Genomic DNA, 13,136 nt, shown 5'->3' with positions numbered 1-13,136 from the left:
CCTAACCGCCGTCGTCAATGGCGGCCACCTGGCCGTCCTCAGGGCGGTCCGTTACCAGCCTCCCCACCTCCTTTATCAAAGCTTCATGAGCATGACCCTGAACATAATGAGCCCTGATAGCGGCCGCCGCGTTCTGACGGAGCCGTTCAATGACCGGGCCTCCCTCGTACGCCCGCCGTAAGCAGTTGCCGATGCTGTCCACGGAAGGTTCAGCCCACGTTTGGCCACGGAAGAACGGCCATTCCAACGCTGCGGCATCAGGCACTGGGACGAGCTCACAGTCGATCAGGAGCGAGTTGTTGACGTTCATGAAGTCAAGATGGCCGCCCCAGGCGGTACCGATGGTAATCAGGCCAGAGGCCATGGCTTCCATGAAGGGCCGCCCCCAGGACTCCCCCCGTGTGGGCAACACGAAGGCGTGGGCAGAGGCATAAAGCCTCTGCATTTCAGGTTGTGAGAGCGGATGAGGCAGCAGCCGCACCAGAGGAGGGTGATGCGGCCTGATTTTCTGGATCACGGCGGTGATATCTGAACGGACATCGGTGCTCCCGGGACCAAAGGGGTCTACCCGCAGTACGAGTTCTACGTCGTCGGTGGCCCTGAACTCTTTTAAGTAAGCCTGCAAAAGGACATCCCATCCTTTGCGTTTTTGCCATCGGAAGACTGAAAGGAATGTGAATGTCTGATTGCCCCCATAGGAGCGGTCAGCCGCCTGGGACCAATCCTTATCTACGAACTCGGGTACGACTCTAATCTTGTGCGGATCTACGCCGGCATCAGCGAAGGTCTTGGCGTTGAAGCGGGACGGCACCCATACTTCATCGACTTCTGCCAGGCGTTGAAGCCATTCAGGAGGGACTGAGGCTGTTTCGAACATGGCCCGCCACACCACTTGTCCGGATAAGTTCTCCCAACCGTAGTCATGCCACGGCAAGTGCACGATGGACAGCCCTGTGCCGCATCGGCGCAGCGGGTAGGTTCCTTTTCCTGCACCTACGTCCGGACGGGAGGGCACCGACATTTCCTCGACGTAGTAACCGGCTTGCCGGAGAGCCTTGACGAAGCTTCTGCCCTCAACCGCGAACCCGCTGGTTCCTTCAAGTCGTCCCCGCCAGTGGACAATTGCCTGGTCCATTCCCTGGGTCTCCTCCCTGAACGGACTAACCCTTCGCTCTCTGACCCGCCTTCGGCTATTGGAGAGTAGACAGTTCCAGCAACTTCTCCCTGGTGCTAATCGTATCCGGGTGGCGTTCGCCGGTAACGGGTCATTGGAGTGTCAGGATCATTGGAGTGTCAGGGTCATCGGGGCCCATGCGCCGCCGTCGTAATTCCTGCAGGCGGCTATCGGCGAACAAGCCGCCACAGCGACGTGACCTCGGCCGCGCGCGCCGCGAACAGAGGATCGTCGCGGTCCGATGCCTTCGGATGTGTTGGCTTGGTGTCCAGCCGGTCCACCACCTTCAGCCCGGCCGCCGTGATGGCGGCCAGCAGATCGTCACGTGTCCGCAGTCCAAGGTGTTCAGCCAGGTCGGAGAGGACAAGCCAGGCCTCACCGGCCGGCTCCAGATGGTCGGAGAGTCCGTTCAGGAAGCGGAACAGCATCCTGCTCCCGGGGTCGTAGACGGCGTTGTCCAGGGTGGAATGCGGCGTGGCCGGAATCCACGGCGGGTTGCACACGATGAGCGGTGCCCGCCCGGGCGGAAACATGTCGGTCAGGACGGCCTCAGCACGGTCCTGGACGCCGAGGTTCCGGAAATTCTCGGCGGCGCAGGCGATTGCACGCGGTTCATTGTCCGTCGCCACCACACGCTGGACGCCACGGCGCGCGAGGACGGCAGCGAGCACCCCGGTGCCGGTTCCGACGTCGAACGCCAGCGTGTCAGAGGGCAGCGGAGCGGCGGCCACGAGATCCACATACTCACTGCGGGTGGGGAAGAACGTCCCGTAGTGCGGGTGGATGCGGCCGTGCAGGGCCTCGACGTAGACGCCCTTCCGCCGCCACTCGTGCGCGCCAATCGCCCCGACAAGCTCATGCAGGGACACAACGGAAGCTTCGCCGATCTCTCCGTACGCTTCAGCGGCGGCTTCCCGGATGTCCGGTGCGCGGCGCAGCGGCACCACTGGGCCCGGATCCAGCGGAATCAGCAGCAGGCCCAGAATGCGTGCACGATGCGAGCGGGACTGGCGGTGCCGATAGAACTTCTCGGCCGGAGTTGCTGCGGTCTCTTTCTTTCCGGCGCCTATCCGCCGGTCCATGGCGTTGAGGATCTGCCGTGCGTTGTGGAAGTCACCCTGCCAGAGCATCGCGATCCCCTGTGACGCCATCCGGTTCGCGTCATCGGCCGTGAGAGAGTCGGAGACCACTTCGACGCGCGTCGGCGCCGGCCTGCCGTTCGCCGAACGCCACCGTGCGGTCATGCTCTCACCAGCCTCAGTCCAGGTCACGAGGGCGGGCTCATCTGCCGCAGCTGTGCGCGAGGGGTTGGGGTCCGACGTCGGGATTCCCAGGGGAGCTGGCGTGTCGCTAGTGATAAAGGGTCCATTCCAAGAGTCCGGGGGCCGATCGGCGACTGACGATTGCGGCGGTGGTCCACGACGTGGAAGGCGGCGGCCCAGGATTCCGGACCGTCATCCGGCCGTGAACCGAGCTTGGTTGATGGCTGCTAGCCATGCAACCTGCTTTGTCAGGATACAGGTGTGCCGTGGCCGGCGGCCGCCGTCGTAGATTACGACGCCGGCCCTCTGGGCCTTGGTGCCGGGCTCCCCTACTGTCCCGGGGGCCTGTAGGACGGTGTCTTCTTGGCGGCTTCGTCGATGTCTTCCACTGTCAGGAGCGGCTTGAGGCGGACGTTGACACTCCCCGTCGAATTAACCAGGAGTGACAGTGCTGCAGCACTTGCATCGTCCGGCGCCTCAAAGACGCCAAGGACGTCGTAGTAACCAAAAGCGTAGTAGTAGCTCTCCAGCGATCCGCCTATCGACTTGAGGGCCTCCACCAGGGCGTCACGCCGCTTGGTGCCACCTTCCTGCATGAGGCCCTTGATCCCCTGGCCCACGTACGTCGCTTCAAACAGATACTTCGGCATGGTCATTCCTTTCCTGGATTCCTATCCCATCGGCCGCTCACGCCATGGAACTGCGGTGCAGGATGATGTCCACACAGACTCCTCCTCACCTGGCTCCATCGCCATGCAGGAGCGGCCCAGATCCGGCCCCTTATCCCGTGGAAAACGGGGTGGATGACCCCGCTAAGGCAGACGTTATTCCTCGGGCTACAGGCAGTCAATATGCGGGATACCTTCCCGGTGGGCGTTACTGGCCCTCCATGCCAGCGGTACCGAGTAGCATTCGACAGAGGCGGCAGTGCCGGCGGCCCGGCGCGGACACTGGCAGATTCAGAACCGGTCGTTTTGACCCATGGCCGTTTTGCGGTGGCAGGTCTTACGGGAACCCGCCTGTCCGGAAGCCAGCGATTTGAAAGAGTCCAACTTGTTGCCCTGTTGTCGTCCCTGGAGGACCGGCTAACGGGCGACTTCCACTCAAGCTCTCACCCTCGGTGCGCCGGGGTCAGTAAAGCCCAAGAACCCTCAGACAGGCGGATACTCCGGCAGCGGCGACGACAACAATGACAAGGGGTGCGTGCATCGCGGTTAGGCCGGTAGCCGCAGCCACCCCAGCGATGCGAGCCCACCCGGCGAAACCCTGTCCGTCATAGATAGTTGCGGCGGCGGCGACGCTTGCGAGAAGTACGATCACCGCGGGCTCACTCCATTGTTGGAGCCGGAGGGCGAAGCGGGACCCGCCGAAGCTGACCCCGCCGAGTCTGATGAGATAAGTACCGACGGCGAGAACGAGAATCGCGAGAACGAGATTTATGTCAGCCACGGTGCCCCCGCTTTCGCACAAGTGTGAGCAAGCCGGCTAAACCCAGGACAGGGGCGACTCCAGCGGCCACGACGGGCGTGGCAGCCGCGGCGATCGTCGCGCCGGCAAGCGCAGGACCAACGGTGCTGCGCGTGATGGTCCCGAGGAGGATCGCGACAAAGATGGCAGGGAAAGCCGCATCAAGGCCAAGGCGACTAGGGTCGGGCACAACGTACCCGACAAGCACGCCAACCGTTGCGCCGAGCGGCCACGCGACCAGAATTGCGACCCCGACGACGCTGAATGCGCTGAGGCGTCGGGCTGGTTGCGGTTGGGCTAGGGCGAAGGCGACACTTTCGTCGTTGATCAGGTGAGTCGACAAGTACCGGAGTAGGCGCGGCTGCGGCAGAAACGCGGAAGCCGAGAACCCATAGACGACGTTCCGAAGATTCACCAGCAGTGCTGCAGCTACCGCCACCCAAGGCAGCCCGCCCGCCGCGATGACGCCAACGAACAGCAGTTCCGAGGATGCGCTGAGCACAAGAACGGCGGCAAGCACGACGAGCCACGGCGGAAAGCCCGCAGCAAGCGCCGTTGAGCCATAAGCCACCCCGACCATGAACACAGCTGAGGCGATCGATATCGCAGGCGCAAAAGGCGAAGATGTTCGATGGAATGAACGCATGGTCATTATTGTGAACACCACCAACCCGTCTGTCAAACCGATCGATTGTTCGATATGGTGAACGTATGGTGGAACAGCTCGGCGCACGAATCGGTGCGGGAATTCGACGGGAGCGCATCGCCGGAGGCCTGTCGGTTTCCGAGCTCGCCCGTCGCGCGGGATTGTCCAAGGCGACAGTTTCCCAACTTGAATCGGGCGGGGGTAACCCCAGCGTTGAGACCTTATGGGCACTGGGAGACGCGCTCGGCGTGCCATTTGCCCGGCTCGTAGACAAGACAGCTGAGCCTGTCACGCTGATTCGCGCCGCCGATGCGCCGCGCATCCGTTCTGCAGACAGCGACTATGTGGCCGCACTCCTCTCCGCCAGTCCCCCCAATGCGCGCCGCGACGTCTACTTGGTACAGGCCGACCCCAGCAGCCCCAAGGTGTCCGCTCCCCATGCCTATGGCACCGTGGAGCACGTGGTGCTGATATCGGGCGCGGCACTCGTCGGTCCGGCGTCGTCGCCCGTCGCCCTGTCGCCCGGCGACTACCTGTGTTATCCGGGCGACGCTCCCCACGTCTTCGACGCCCAGGACAATGGCACCACCGCGGTGCTCATTTCAGAACTCAGGTAGCGCGCGAGCGAATGCGTTGACGTGCACTACGTCCCCACACCCCTGAGGAATCCTTCTCGGGCAATCGGATTGCCCGGCCAGGGTCCCAAAACGGACTTCCGCCCACTTGGTCAGAAACGATGCTTGAATCCAACTGACCAAGAAAAGATCCCCGGATCCACGCGCGCTTTGGCGTAATCCTCGTTCTGAACTAAACAGGTCCTGGAATGATCGTTCTTGACGTCGGCGGCGTTCGAGCTTGTAGCCGGATCCGGCGCAGCTTTAGTTGAAAGGGAAGCGCGATGTCGGTAAATGGTTTCATGTTGGAGAATATTGCGCTGCAGGGGAGCCGGGTCTGCCTGGAGCCATACGAGGATGCCTCGGAGCGGGCGGTGGCCCGCGCGCTTGATTGTGACGCCGCAGCCTGGGACCTATTTGCCATGAGCGGGCAGGGGGCGCATTTTGCCAGCTGGTGGAGCACCCTCAATCGCCAGATCGCCTCCGGCCAGTGGATCGCGTACGCGATCCGCAACCGCTCGGACCACCGCATCGTCGGCACCACCAGTTTTCTGAACATCAGGCCCGAGCGCCAGTGCGTGGAGATCGGCGGGACGTTCTTGCATCCAGACGCACGTTCCGGCTATGCCAACGCCGAGTCCAAGCTGCTCATGCTGCAACATGCCTTCCAGTCCGGGGCGCGCAGGGTGGAATTGCTGACTGACCTGCGCAACACCCGCAGCCAAGCTGCGATTGCCAAACTGGGGGCCGTGCGCGAAGGCGTGCTTCGTCGCGATCGCATCACCTGGACTGGCCATGTGCGAGACAGTGTCCTCTATTCCATCACCGACCTGGACTGGCCTGAGGTGCAAAGCAGGCTGAAAACGCGCTTGTCACTTTAGGGGCGTGCCGGGGTGCCAAGACACTTCCAACGCAGCGCTTTCAACTCCAACCCCGTCATGCGCCCTGCGTTTCCTGAAGCAGAACCGCACGCTGCGCCAACCGAAGGCCTCGGATAACTCCGCTCCAGAATTGCCCGTTCAGGGTTCCTCAAACGGACAAGCTCGGTGAAGGTCTTGGTCCACGTGGGGACGTGCCCGGTAAAGGATCCACATAAGGAGGAAACATGAAGGACATGACCAGTACCATCACACCGATGGTGACTATTAGGCCCAAGATAGATCCAAAAATTTCTCGTTTTGTCATTAGCCCTCCGGAGCAGCACAGCCGGCGGCGTGCATTGTTGTACGGAGCATATTCTCCTGCGTCCCTATTTGAAACGAGTATCGCTTCCCGCCGCAGAGGGTTTCCCAAAAGGGAACAACGAACCGGCCAATAGATGCCCATCAATCCGTTCTGACATCACTACACGTCTGCACCACCCAACGTCAGAAGAAGTATCTGAAAATCGTCGCCAGATAAGCCAACAACGAGACGTAGCCTAGGGCAAAGGATGCCTGGTACGGCCACCGAGTGCGGCGGAGTTCCTCCGCAGCCACTGAGTGTGAAGTGGAGGTTTGGGGGCGAACAATTCTGATCGCCCGTACCTTGATTCGGAAAATTGCCACTGCCGATGCCTGGAAAAGGGCAGCTGTGAACGCTAGAACGGGCACACCGACGAAGCCTGTGACGAACGGAAAGAGCAGTTCGACCCCTACGGCAACGACGTTCACATATAGCTGGAGTTGTTCGTAGAAAAGGTCTACCTTTGATCCCTCTTGAATGGGGAAGCGATAGCGACCAGCGATGCAGATGGAAGCGGAGACCAGGATGATGGAAAAGATGATCAGGGATCGTTCCATCAGCATCAGCACCAATCACTGCATGGGTCGCGTTGTTGTCTGTTCTGGCGCACCCATCCTGCCACAAGTGTGTTCTTCCACGCCCATTTGCGTGGAATGGTTGGAAACTCGTGAAGAATTTCGCACGATCGATATTCCGCCACTGCCATCTGTACAAGGTTACTGTTCCACTCGACAACCCGGTGTGGTACGAATGGGACGAGCGCAAGCAACAGTCTTGCAGCTTAGGGTTGGTCCGATATTTGGGAAGGTAAAGATTAAGGTGCTTATACTCGGAGTTGTTCTACTAATCCTTGGTTATATTTTCAACATTGGAATCCTGATAACTATTGGGTGGATTCTGGCTGTTATCGGCCTCGTGCTTATCGTGCTCGGTGCAATCGGACGCCCTCTTGCCGGAAGACGGCACTGGTACTAATCGCGGCCCCGCGCCGCTACAAGGACCGCGCCAGTCCTCCCCGGTATACATGGACGGCGCCTCTGCCCGCAGCCGAGTGCTCAACACTGACACCTTCGCCATCGCTGCCGCTATCGCAGCCGTCCTCGTAGACAACGCCATCCCCACGGCAATGGCACAGGCTGGCGCAAGCCCCGAAAAGCTAGCGCCTACCGCCCGTTGAGGGATCCCCTTGCGGGCTGCTCCAAGCGACAAGAGCGCCGCAAAAGCCGCCATTTACCGCCGAAAGTCACACTCCCCCACAGAGCCAACACCGCCTCCAAAAACGGTCGTTTTTGACCTCACCCGCGTCACACGTGGTGAGACGGATTTCCGAGATACTCACATGCGGCGTTGCGCCGACGACCATCGGGCTTGTCGTCCTCCTGGTCGGTATCCTGAAAAGCTTTTGATTTACGAGGCATAGTTTTCGAGGAGTCCTATCCGGCGCAGCAAGATTCGGCGGCGGGCCTTGCGTCTCTGACTTCCTCTCCGCGGACAGCAAGTCCTTCACCGATAACCGCTGACCGGCAGGATACTGCGCCGTCCTATTCAATGCTGCCCAGGCCGCTCATGGCGTAGGTCGTGACCGGATGGATGGTTTTCCCGGCGCAATCGTAGCTCTCGGCGAATGTGGTCATCTGGGTTACCGACGTGGGGCCGCGGGTGGTGGATCCATTTCCCCACCGCCCGGAGGAATCGCGCTCAGCGCCTCGTCTCGTACCTGGTTAGGACCACGCCGCCGGAAAACGTCAGCGTCTCCACCAGGTTCAGGTTCACCCAGCCGTCCAGCGCGGTGAAGAACGGCGTGCCGCCGCCCACCAGGACCGGATGGGTAACGATCGCATACTCGTCGATCAGCCCGGCCCGCATGGCCGCACCGGCGAGCGTTGCGCCGCCGACCCTCATGGGGCCGCCGTCCTCGGCCTTGAGCCGGGTGATCTCCGCGACCGCGTCTCCTTTGACCAGGCGGGTGTTCCAATCGACCTTGTCGACCGTCGAGGAGAACACCACCTTCGGCGTGTCCCGCCAGTTCCGCGCGAACTCTATCTGCGCCGGGGTAGCGCCTGGCTGCTGGTCGCCAGTGGGCCAGTAGGAGCTCATTGTCTCCCAGAGCTTGCGCCCGTACAGCATCAGGCTGATCGCCCGCTCCTGGTCGAGCCACCACTGGAACAGTTCGTCGCCAGGCCCGCTCCAGCCAATGTCGTCGCCGGCCGCGGCGATGTAGCCGTCCAGGGTCAGGTTCATGCCATAGATCAGTTTCCGCATGGCGCCAGCCTTCCGTCAGTCGGTCTCCAGCGTATAGATCGGGCGCCGCGCGGGAAACTCATCCGTGCGCGATCTGACTCGCAGGTAGCGTCGTGCTCGAGGCTCAGCGTGGCGCACTCGACCGCCGCCCGCCGCGACGCCCCGTCGAACAAGAGCGCGCCCAGCCCGGTGGAGGCTCCACCAAGGGCGACCGGGGTGACATTTATCCCTGCTAAAACGCCACCATATATCGCTGCGATTCACACCTCATCAGATTGACGTTGCGGGCGGGTCATACGGAATCTGGCGGCCGCGGAAACCCGGCGAACCGTCCAGAAATTTTCGGTGTGTCCCGTGCCCCGGTGGGGGACCGGCTTGCGGGCACCGGTGGGCACTATTGGTGGGCGTGGGACGGGAGTCCCGGCCCTGGCGACGTCCAAGTGAAGGTTCTGACACAGAGTGACCCCCGCTGACGCGTTTGGCATCATTCGGGGGTCACCCGGTTCCTGCTTCACGGATCAGGCGGGAAGGATGATGACCTTTCCGGGCACGCGGGCCGCGCTGGCCTCGGCGTGGAGGGCAGGCAGCTCGGCGAGAGGGATGCGGCGGGTGACTTCGACGGTTAATTTTCCGTCGTCGACGAGGGACGCCAGTTCGGCGAGGCGTTCACGGTTTGGGCGGACAAATACGGTGGCGGCGCGCACGCCACGCCTCTCGTCACCCGGAGTCGCCATGAATGCAGTGGTGCTGACCGCTATGCCGCCATCGCGCACGAGTGCAACAAGCGCGACGAACTGCTCCGGATCGATAGGAGCGAGGTTGAGCAGCACGTCGACCTGCCCATCTACGGCGCTCAGCAGGTCGGCGTCAATGTGGTCGATGATCTCGTCCGCACCTGCCGCGCGGACAGCGTCGATGCTGCGCGGGCTCGCGGTCGCCACGACGTGCACGCCGGCGCGTTTCGCGAGCTGGATGGCGTACTTGCCCACGACACCGCCCGCACCGACGATGAGCAGGCGCTGCCCGGCCTCTAGCCGGCCCTCATCGAAAAGCGCCTGCCAGGCGGTCAACGCCACCGAGGGCAGCGCCGCGGCGTCGGCCAGCGAGATGTTCGTCGGGGCCCCCACAACAGCATCCGCAGGGGCGATCACATACTCCGCCGCGCCGCCGTCCCGCTCCATGGGCAGGAAGCCGATCACCCTATCACCGACCGCAACGCCCTCGACTCCCTCGCCGACCGCGTCGATGGTGCCGGAGACGTCGTAGCCGGGCACATGCGGCAGCACCACCGGGATCGGCAAGAACCCTGCCCGCATTCCGTTGTCAGCCGCGTTGAACGCGGACGCCGCAACACGCAGCCGAACCTGCCCAGCCACCGGCTCCGGCTGCTCGGTCTCCACATACTGGAGCACTTCGGGTCCGCCCACCTCGTGAAACTGCACTGCCTTCATGATCTTTCCCTTCATCGTGTGCTTCGAATTCGAAGCAATAATGCCAAGGTACCACTACTTCGAACTCGAATCAACCATCTATGATGAGAGCATGAACGAAACGCCAACGTCCCTGACGCCCGCGCAGCTCGGGGCGTACTTCGCTTTCACCGAGGTGAGTAGCTTGTTGCGCCACGCAGTTGAAAAACAGCTCCGTGATGCCGGTGACCTCAGCTACGTCCAGTTCCAGCTCCTCGCTCGCCTGGGCGATGCTCCGGATGGGCAACTGCGCATGACGGATCTCGCCGACGGCGTGGTCTACAGCCGCAGCGGACTGACGTACCAGGCGCAATTGTTGGAACACCGTGGGCTGGTTGCCCGCTCGCCCTCGCCCAATGACGAACGCAGCAGCGTCCTGGCACTCACCGAGGCTGGCCGCACGGTGCTCGCGACAGTGTTCCCCGGCCATATCAACGCCGTTCACAGCTTGCTGTTCGCGGCTCTTTCCGACGGTGACGTCGACGATCTCGCGCGCATCCTTGGTCAGGCAGCGGCCCATCTCCGCGCCGCTCCGCCTCGCTCAGCTACGCCCCGCCGGCGGAACAAGACATCGTAAAAACGGAACGCATGCTGCTCATCTCCTCGGCGGTCGGCTCCTTGGCTCGACAGCTCGAGACCACCACGGATATGTGGCTAGCCAAGTGTTTAGGGTGCCATGCCACAATGAGGCCCATGACTCGAATCCTCATGATCGGCATCCACGCGCGAGCCCTCGACTATAGCAAGTTGCCTCCTGGCCTCGACGAGGTCACGATGACCGAACGGATCGAAGCGGGGTTCGGGGCCACTAGGGCCGCAGGCTTCGACGCCGTCAACTGCCTGATCGGCACCTCCCCGGACGATGCCGAAGCAGTGATCCGCTCGGCCTTCGGTCGTGATCGTTTCGGCCTCGTGATGATCGGGGGCGGCATCAGGATCATCCCGGAGTACACCGAGCTCTTCGAACGGATCATCAACCTGTGCAATGCGGAATCGCCCGGAATCACCTTCTGCTTCAACACATCGCCCGAGACGACTCTGGACGCGTTGGAGCGTCACGCCCAGCCGTGAACGTATGCGACGCGATCCGGTGCGTCGACTAGCCTCGGCGTTTCGTGTAGGCGGTCATGAGATGCGCCTCTGCTCACGTGCGGCTGCGCTGTATTGGGAATAGATGCTCGCCTTACGGGCACTGTTGCGACACGGAGCGACCAAAAAACGCCGCCACAGAGCGACCAACTCCACATCGTTAAGGGCTCATTCCGGCGTGGCCTCAAAAACGGTCGTTTTTGCATACAATCTGCCGCACCGTTTATGGCACCGTCAGCGGGCAATATTTCGGGCGATCTAGTGGGGATCCGGAACCTTCGAAACCGCGCGCTCGGTCACACCGTGTCGCGGAAACGGTGCGATAACCGGTCTGATCTTCGGAGATTTTTGGCGCTCTTCTGTTCAAGGCATTTTGAGCTGGCGGCCGTCTCTCCGGGCCCGCGCCTCATTCTGCCTCCGACGATGCGGGGTAGAGGAAGACGTCTACGGAGTCGCCGCGGTACTGGAACCGGACGACGCTCCCCTTCGGGAGGCCCATCGTGGCACCATCACCCGAATGGGTTTGCCCGCCGACGTCTGCAAAAAGATCGACCCCGGGCGGCACACAATTGGCGCCGTCTACAAAAGGACCGGAACGATCGATGACCATGAAGCACCGGTAGCCCCGCCCGTCCACGAAGAACCAGGGTTCGAATCCCCGATACTGTTGATAGCCGCGGAAACTGGATTGGCCGGCAGCTTCCCCCCAAGGGAATTCCAGCGTTGAGAGGAATTCCAGCATTGTGAGAACGTCGCTGTCAGCCTCGTCTGCGATCGGATGCAATGTGGCATCGGGATGCGGTGTTGCAATCCATGTCACGGCGAACACACCGGCAAGAAAGACTGCCAGCGCGCCGGCCACAAATGAGTAACGTCGGGCACGTGTCGCCGTGAGACGACGCCAGGTCAACGACGTCGATCCAATCCTGGACTCCGCCACGGGCGCGATGCTGGTTGCCGGGTCCGGCACTTCGTCAATGAATGTGGTCCTGGTGGGGTGAGCGACTGAACCGGAATCCTGGGCTGCAGCGGCTGTTCTGACGTCGGTGTCGGTGAGGGCGCGGGGACTCGCGGTGTGCGCCCCCTCCAGTTCCGCCAGTCTTACCTGTGCTGCGGGGTCGGACTGGATATCCGGATGCGGACCGTATGCCCTCCTGCGGAGCTCGTCCAGCTCGCGCTCAGCATCAGACCGGGGTGAGGATGGCTCCATCAGCCCTCCTCCGGGATGAGGTAAACGTAAGCGTCCACCGTGTCGTAACGAAGTACGAATCGGACGATGCCGTCCCCGGCGCGTCCTTCGAATCCTTCAAACCCGTCCCGGGATGAGGCGACGTCCATCATGAGATCTGCTGGAGCCGGAGCACAGCGAACGTCTGAGAGATTACCGCTCGCCCGGTGCAATGCCACCAGACACGGCGAATCGAACGCGTTCACGGCAGAATAGATCTCGAGACCGAGATACGACCCGTATCCGCGGAGGGTTGAAGCTTCGATCCTCAACAGGGGTGCTCCCCTAATCAGCAGTCCAGGGAGCCGGTTATCGACCGCGGCCCCGCTCGGATGAAGAGTGGCATCAGGACGCGGCGCGGATAACAGCAGGGTCGTCGTAACGATCCCTCCCGCGAGGACCAGTGCGGCACCGGCCCAGTACAGGCGACTCCACCTTGGCACCGGATGGTCTATCGAGGCAGCGTCCGCGGGGGCCTCCGAATCAGCCGCATTCTCGCTCGCGGGGGCAACCGGCAGAGAATTGACTTCAGCGCGGTCCGCCACCTCAAGTTCGCGCAACCTCGCTAGGCCCGGAGGGTCGACACTGATGTCAGGATCTGGACCATATGCCCGCCTGCGGAGCTCATAAAACTCACGGTCGGCGTCCGAAGAGTGCCTGAAGCCTTCCACAGCTCAAAGTACACCCGCCCGGCGGAACGGGTCTATACGCTCACACATTTG

The 13,136-nt window shown here is 62.2% G+C and carries 15 protein-coding genes; 5 read left to right on the top strand and 10 right to left on the bottom strand.

Annotated elements, in window-relative coordinates; all coding sequences use genetic code 11:
- Nucleotide 1: 1 nt before the first annotated feature.
- The 5 genes from M1E17_RS05710 to M1E17_RS05690 form a co-directional block, all read right to left on the bottom strand.
- Complete coding sequence (locus M1E17_RS05710) at nucleotides 2-1,135, bottom strand: glycosyltransferase family 4 protein (RefSeq protein ID WP_457966039.1); 1,134 nt, start codon at nucleotides 1,133-1,135, stop codon at nucleotides 2-4.
- 206 nt (nucleotides 1,136-1,341) lie between these two features.
- Nucleotides 1,342-2,418 carry a methyltransferase gene (locus M1E17_RS05705; RefSeq protein WP_457967586.1) on the bottom strand — a complete coding sequence of 359 codons (1,077 nt, stop codon included), beginning with the start codon at nucleotides 2,416-2,418 and terminating at the stop codon, nucleotides 1,342-1,344.
- A 347-nt stretch (nucleotides 2,419-2,765) separates the two neighbouring features.
- Nucleotides 2,766-3,086, bottom strand: coding sequence for a GYD domain-containing protein (locus M1E17_RS05700; protein WP_457966038.1), 321 nt, complete (start codon nucleotides 3,084-3,086; stop codon nucleotides 2,766-2,768).
- A 481-nt stretch (nucleotides 3,087-3,567) separates the two neighbouring features.
- Nucleotides 3,568-3,885 carry an AzlD domain-containing protein gene (locus M1E17_RS05695; RefSeq protein ID WP_457966036.1) on the bottom strand — a complete coding sequence of 106 codons (318 nt, stop codon included), beginning with the start codon at nucleotides 3,883-3,885 and terminating at the stop codon, nucleotides 3,568-3,570.
- Nucleotides 3,878-4,549, bottom strand: coding sequence for an AzlC family ABC transporter permease (locus M1E17_RS05690; RefSeq protein ID WP_457966035.1), 672 nt, complete (start codon nucleotides 4,547-4,549; stop codon nucleotides 3,878-3,880). Before M1E17_RS05690 ends, M1E17_RS05695 begins: the two co-directional genes overlap by 8 nt.
- A 65-nt stretch (nucleotides 4,550-4,614) precedes the next feature.
- Between M1E17_RS05690 and M1E17_RS05685 the strand changes: the two genes are divergently transcribed.
- Both M1E17_RS05685 and M1E17_RS05680 read left to right on the top strand, forming a co-directional pair.
- Nucleotides 4,615-5,166, top strand: a complete 552-nt coding sequence (locus M1E17_RS05685) for a helix-turn-helix domain-containing protein (protein ID WP_457966034.1) — start codon at nucleotides 4,615-4,617, stop codon at nucleotides 5,164-5,166.
- Between the two features lie 299 nt (nucleotides 5,167-5,465).
- Complete coding sequence (locus tag M1E17_RS05680; RefSeq protein WP_457966033.1) at nucleotides 5,466-6,044, top strand: GNAT family N-acetyltransferase; 579 nt, start codon at nucleotides 5,466-5,468, stop codon at nucleotides 6,042-6,044.
- A 486-nt stretch (nucleotides 6,045-6,530) separates the two neighbouring features.
- Here M1E17_RS05680 and M1E17_RS05675 read toward each other — a convergent pair whose 3' ends face one another.
- Nucleotides 6,531-6,950, bottom strand: a complete 420-nt coding sequence (locus M1E17_RS05675) for a hypothetical protein (protein ID WP_457967585.1) — start codon at nucleotides 6,948-6,950, stop codon at nucleotides 6,531-6,533.
- Between the two features lie 461 nt (nucleotides 6,951-7,411).
- On the opposite strand from M1E17_RS05675, the gene M1E17_RS05670 reads away from it, so the two are divergent.
- The gene (locus M1E17_RS05670; protein ID WP_457966032.1) at nucleotides 7,412-7,564 is read left to right on the top strand and encodes a hypothetical protein; all 153 of its coding nucleotides are present in this window, start codon (nucleotides 7,412-7,414) and stop codon (nucleotides 7,562-7,564) included.
- Nucleotides 7,565-8,085: 521 nt separating this feature from the next.
- Here M1E17_RS05670 and M1E17_RS05665 read toward each other — a convergent pair.
- Together M1E17_RS05665 and M1E17_RS05660 are read right to left on the bottom strand one after the other, a co-directional pair.
- The gene (locus tag M1E17_RS05665; protein WP_457966031.1) at nucleotides 8,086-8,649 is read right to left on the bottom strand and encodes a dihydrofolate reductase family protein; all 564 of its coding nucleotides are present in this window, start codon (nucleotides 8,647-8,649) and stop codon (nucleotides 8,086-8,088) included.
- Between the two features lie 497 nt (nucleotides 8,650-9,146).
- Complete coding sequence (locus tag M1E17_RS05660; RefSeq protein WP_457966030.1) at nucleotides 9,147-10,079, bottom strand: NADP-dependent oxidoreductase; 933 nt, start codon at nucleotides 10,077-10,079, stop codon at nucleotides 9,147-9,149.
- Between M1E17_RS05660 and M1E17_RS05655 the strand changes: the two genes are divergently transcribed.
- Together M1E17_RS05655 and M1E17_RS05650 are read left to right on the top strand one after the other, a co-directional pair.
- The gene (locus M1E17_RS05655; protein ID WP_457966029.1) at nucleotides 10,078-10,674 is read left to right on the top strand and encodes a MarR family winged helix-turn-helix transcriptional regulator; all 597 of its coding nucleotides are present in this window, start codon (nucleotides 10,078-10,080) and stop codon (nucleotides 10,672-10,674) included. The two genes, M1E17_RS05660 and M1E17_RS05655, sit on opposite strands and share 2 nt — an antisense overlap.
- Before the next feature lie 116 nt (nucleotides 10,675-10,790).
- Nucleotides 10,791-11,168: a hypothetical protein gene (locus M1E17_RS05650; protein ID WP_457966027.1), complete on the top strand. Its 378-nt coding sequence runs from the start codon at nucleotides 10,791-10,793 to the stop codon at nucleotides 11,166-11,168.
- Nucleotides 11,169-11,592: 424 nt separating this feature from the next.
- Here M1E17_RS05650 and M1E17_RS05645 read toward each other — a convergent pair whose 3' ends face one another.
- Nucleotides 11,593-12,396 (bottom strand): hypothetical protein, encoded by an 804-nt coding sequence (locus M1E17_RS05645; RefSeq protein ID WP_457966026.1) that lies wholly within the window; start codon nucleotides 12,394-12,396, stop codon nucleotides 11,593-11,595.
- Complete coding sequence (locus M1E17_RS05640) at nucleotides 12,396-12,527, bottom strand: hypothetical protein (protein WP_457966024.1); 132 nt, start codon at nucleotides 12,525-12,527, stop codon at nucleotides 12,396-12,398. Before M1E17_RS05640 ends, M1E17_RS05645 begins: the two co-directional genes overlap by 1 nt.
- Between the last annotated feature and the right edge of the window lie 609 nt (nucleotides 12,528-13,136).

The sequence above is a fragment of the Arthrobacter sp. D1-29 genome, from assembly GCF_054130585.1.
This window is presented reverse-complemented; position numbering and strand designations above follow the sequence as displayed.

Bases quoted from the DNA above. Each gene is read 5' to 3' on its own strand.
- M1E17_RS05645 (WP_457966026.1), bottom strand. From the start codon at position 12,396: ATGGAGCCATCCTCACCCCGGTCTGATGCTGAGCGCGAGCTGGACGAG.
- M1E17_RS05640 (WP_457966024.1), bottom strand. From the start codon at position 12,527: ATGATGGACGTCGCCTCATCCCGGGACGGGTTTGAAGGATTCGAAGGA.
- M1E17_RS05685 (WP_457966034.1), top strand. From the start codon at position 4,615: ATGGTGGAACAGCTCGGCGCACGAATCGGTGCGGGAATTCGACGGGAG.
- M1E17_RS05705 (WP_457967586.1), bottom strand. From the start codon at position 2,418: ATGACCGCACGGTGGCGTTCGGCGAACGGCAGGCCGGCGCCGACGCGC.
- M1E17_RS05675 (WP_457967585.1), bottom strand. From the start codon at position 6,950: ATGCTGATGGAACGATCCCTGATCATCTTTTCCATCATCCTGGTCTCC.
- M1E17_RS05660 (WP_457966030.1), bottom strand. From the start codon at position 10,079: ATGAAGGCAGTGCAGTTTCACGAGGTGGGCGGACCCGAAGTGCTCCAG.
- M1E17_RS05665 (WP_457966031.1), bottom strand. From the start codon at position 8,649: ATGCGGAAACTGATCTATGGCATGAACCTGACCCTGGACGGCTACATC.
- M1E17_RS05655 (WP_457966029.1), top strand. From the start codon at position 10,078: ATGATCTTTCCCTTCATCGTGTGCTTCGAATTCGAAGCAATAATGCCA.
- M1E17_RS05680 (WP_457966033.1), top strand. From the start codon at position 5,466: ATGTTGGAGAATATTGCGCTGCAGGGGAGCCGGGTCTGCCTGGAGCCA.
- M1E17_RS05650 (WP_457966027.1), top strand. From the start codon at position 10,791: ATGACTCGAATCCTCATGATCGGCATCCACGCGCGAGCCCTCGACTAT.
- M1E17_RS05690 (WP_457966035.1), bottom strand. From the start codon at position 4,549: ATGCGTTCATTCCATCGAACATCTTCGCCTTTTGCGCCTGCGATATCG.
- M1E17_RS05670 (WP_457966032.1), top strand. From the start codon at position 7,412: ATGGACGGCGCCTCTGCCCGCAGCCGAGTGCTCAACACTGACACCTTC.
- M1E17_RS05700 (WP_457966038.1), bottom strand. From the start codon at position 3,086: ATGCCGAAGTATCTGTTTGAAGCGACGTACGTGGGCCAGGGGATCAAG.
- M1E17_RS05710 (WP_457966039.1), bottom strand. From the start codon at position 1,135: ATGGACCAGGCAATTGTCCACTGGCGGGGACGACTTGAAGGAACCAGC.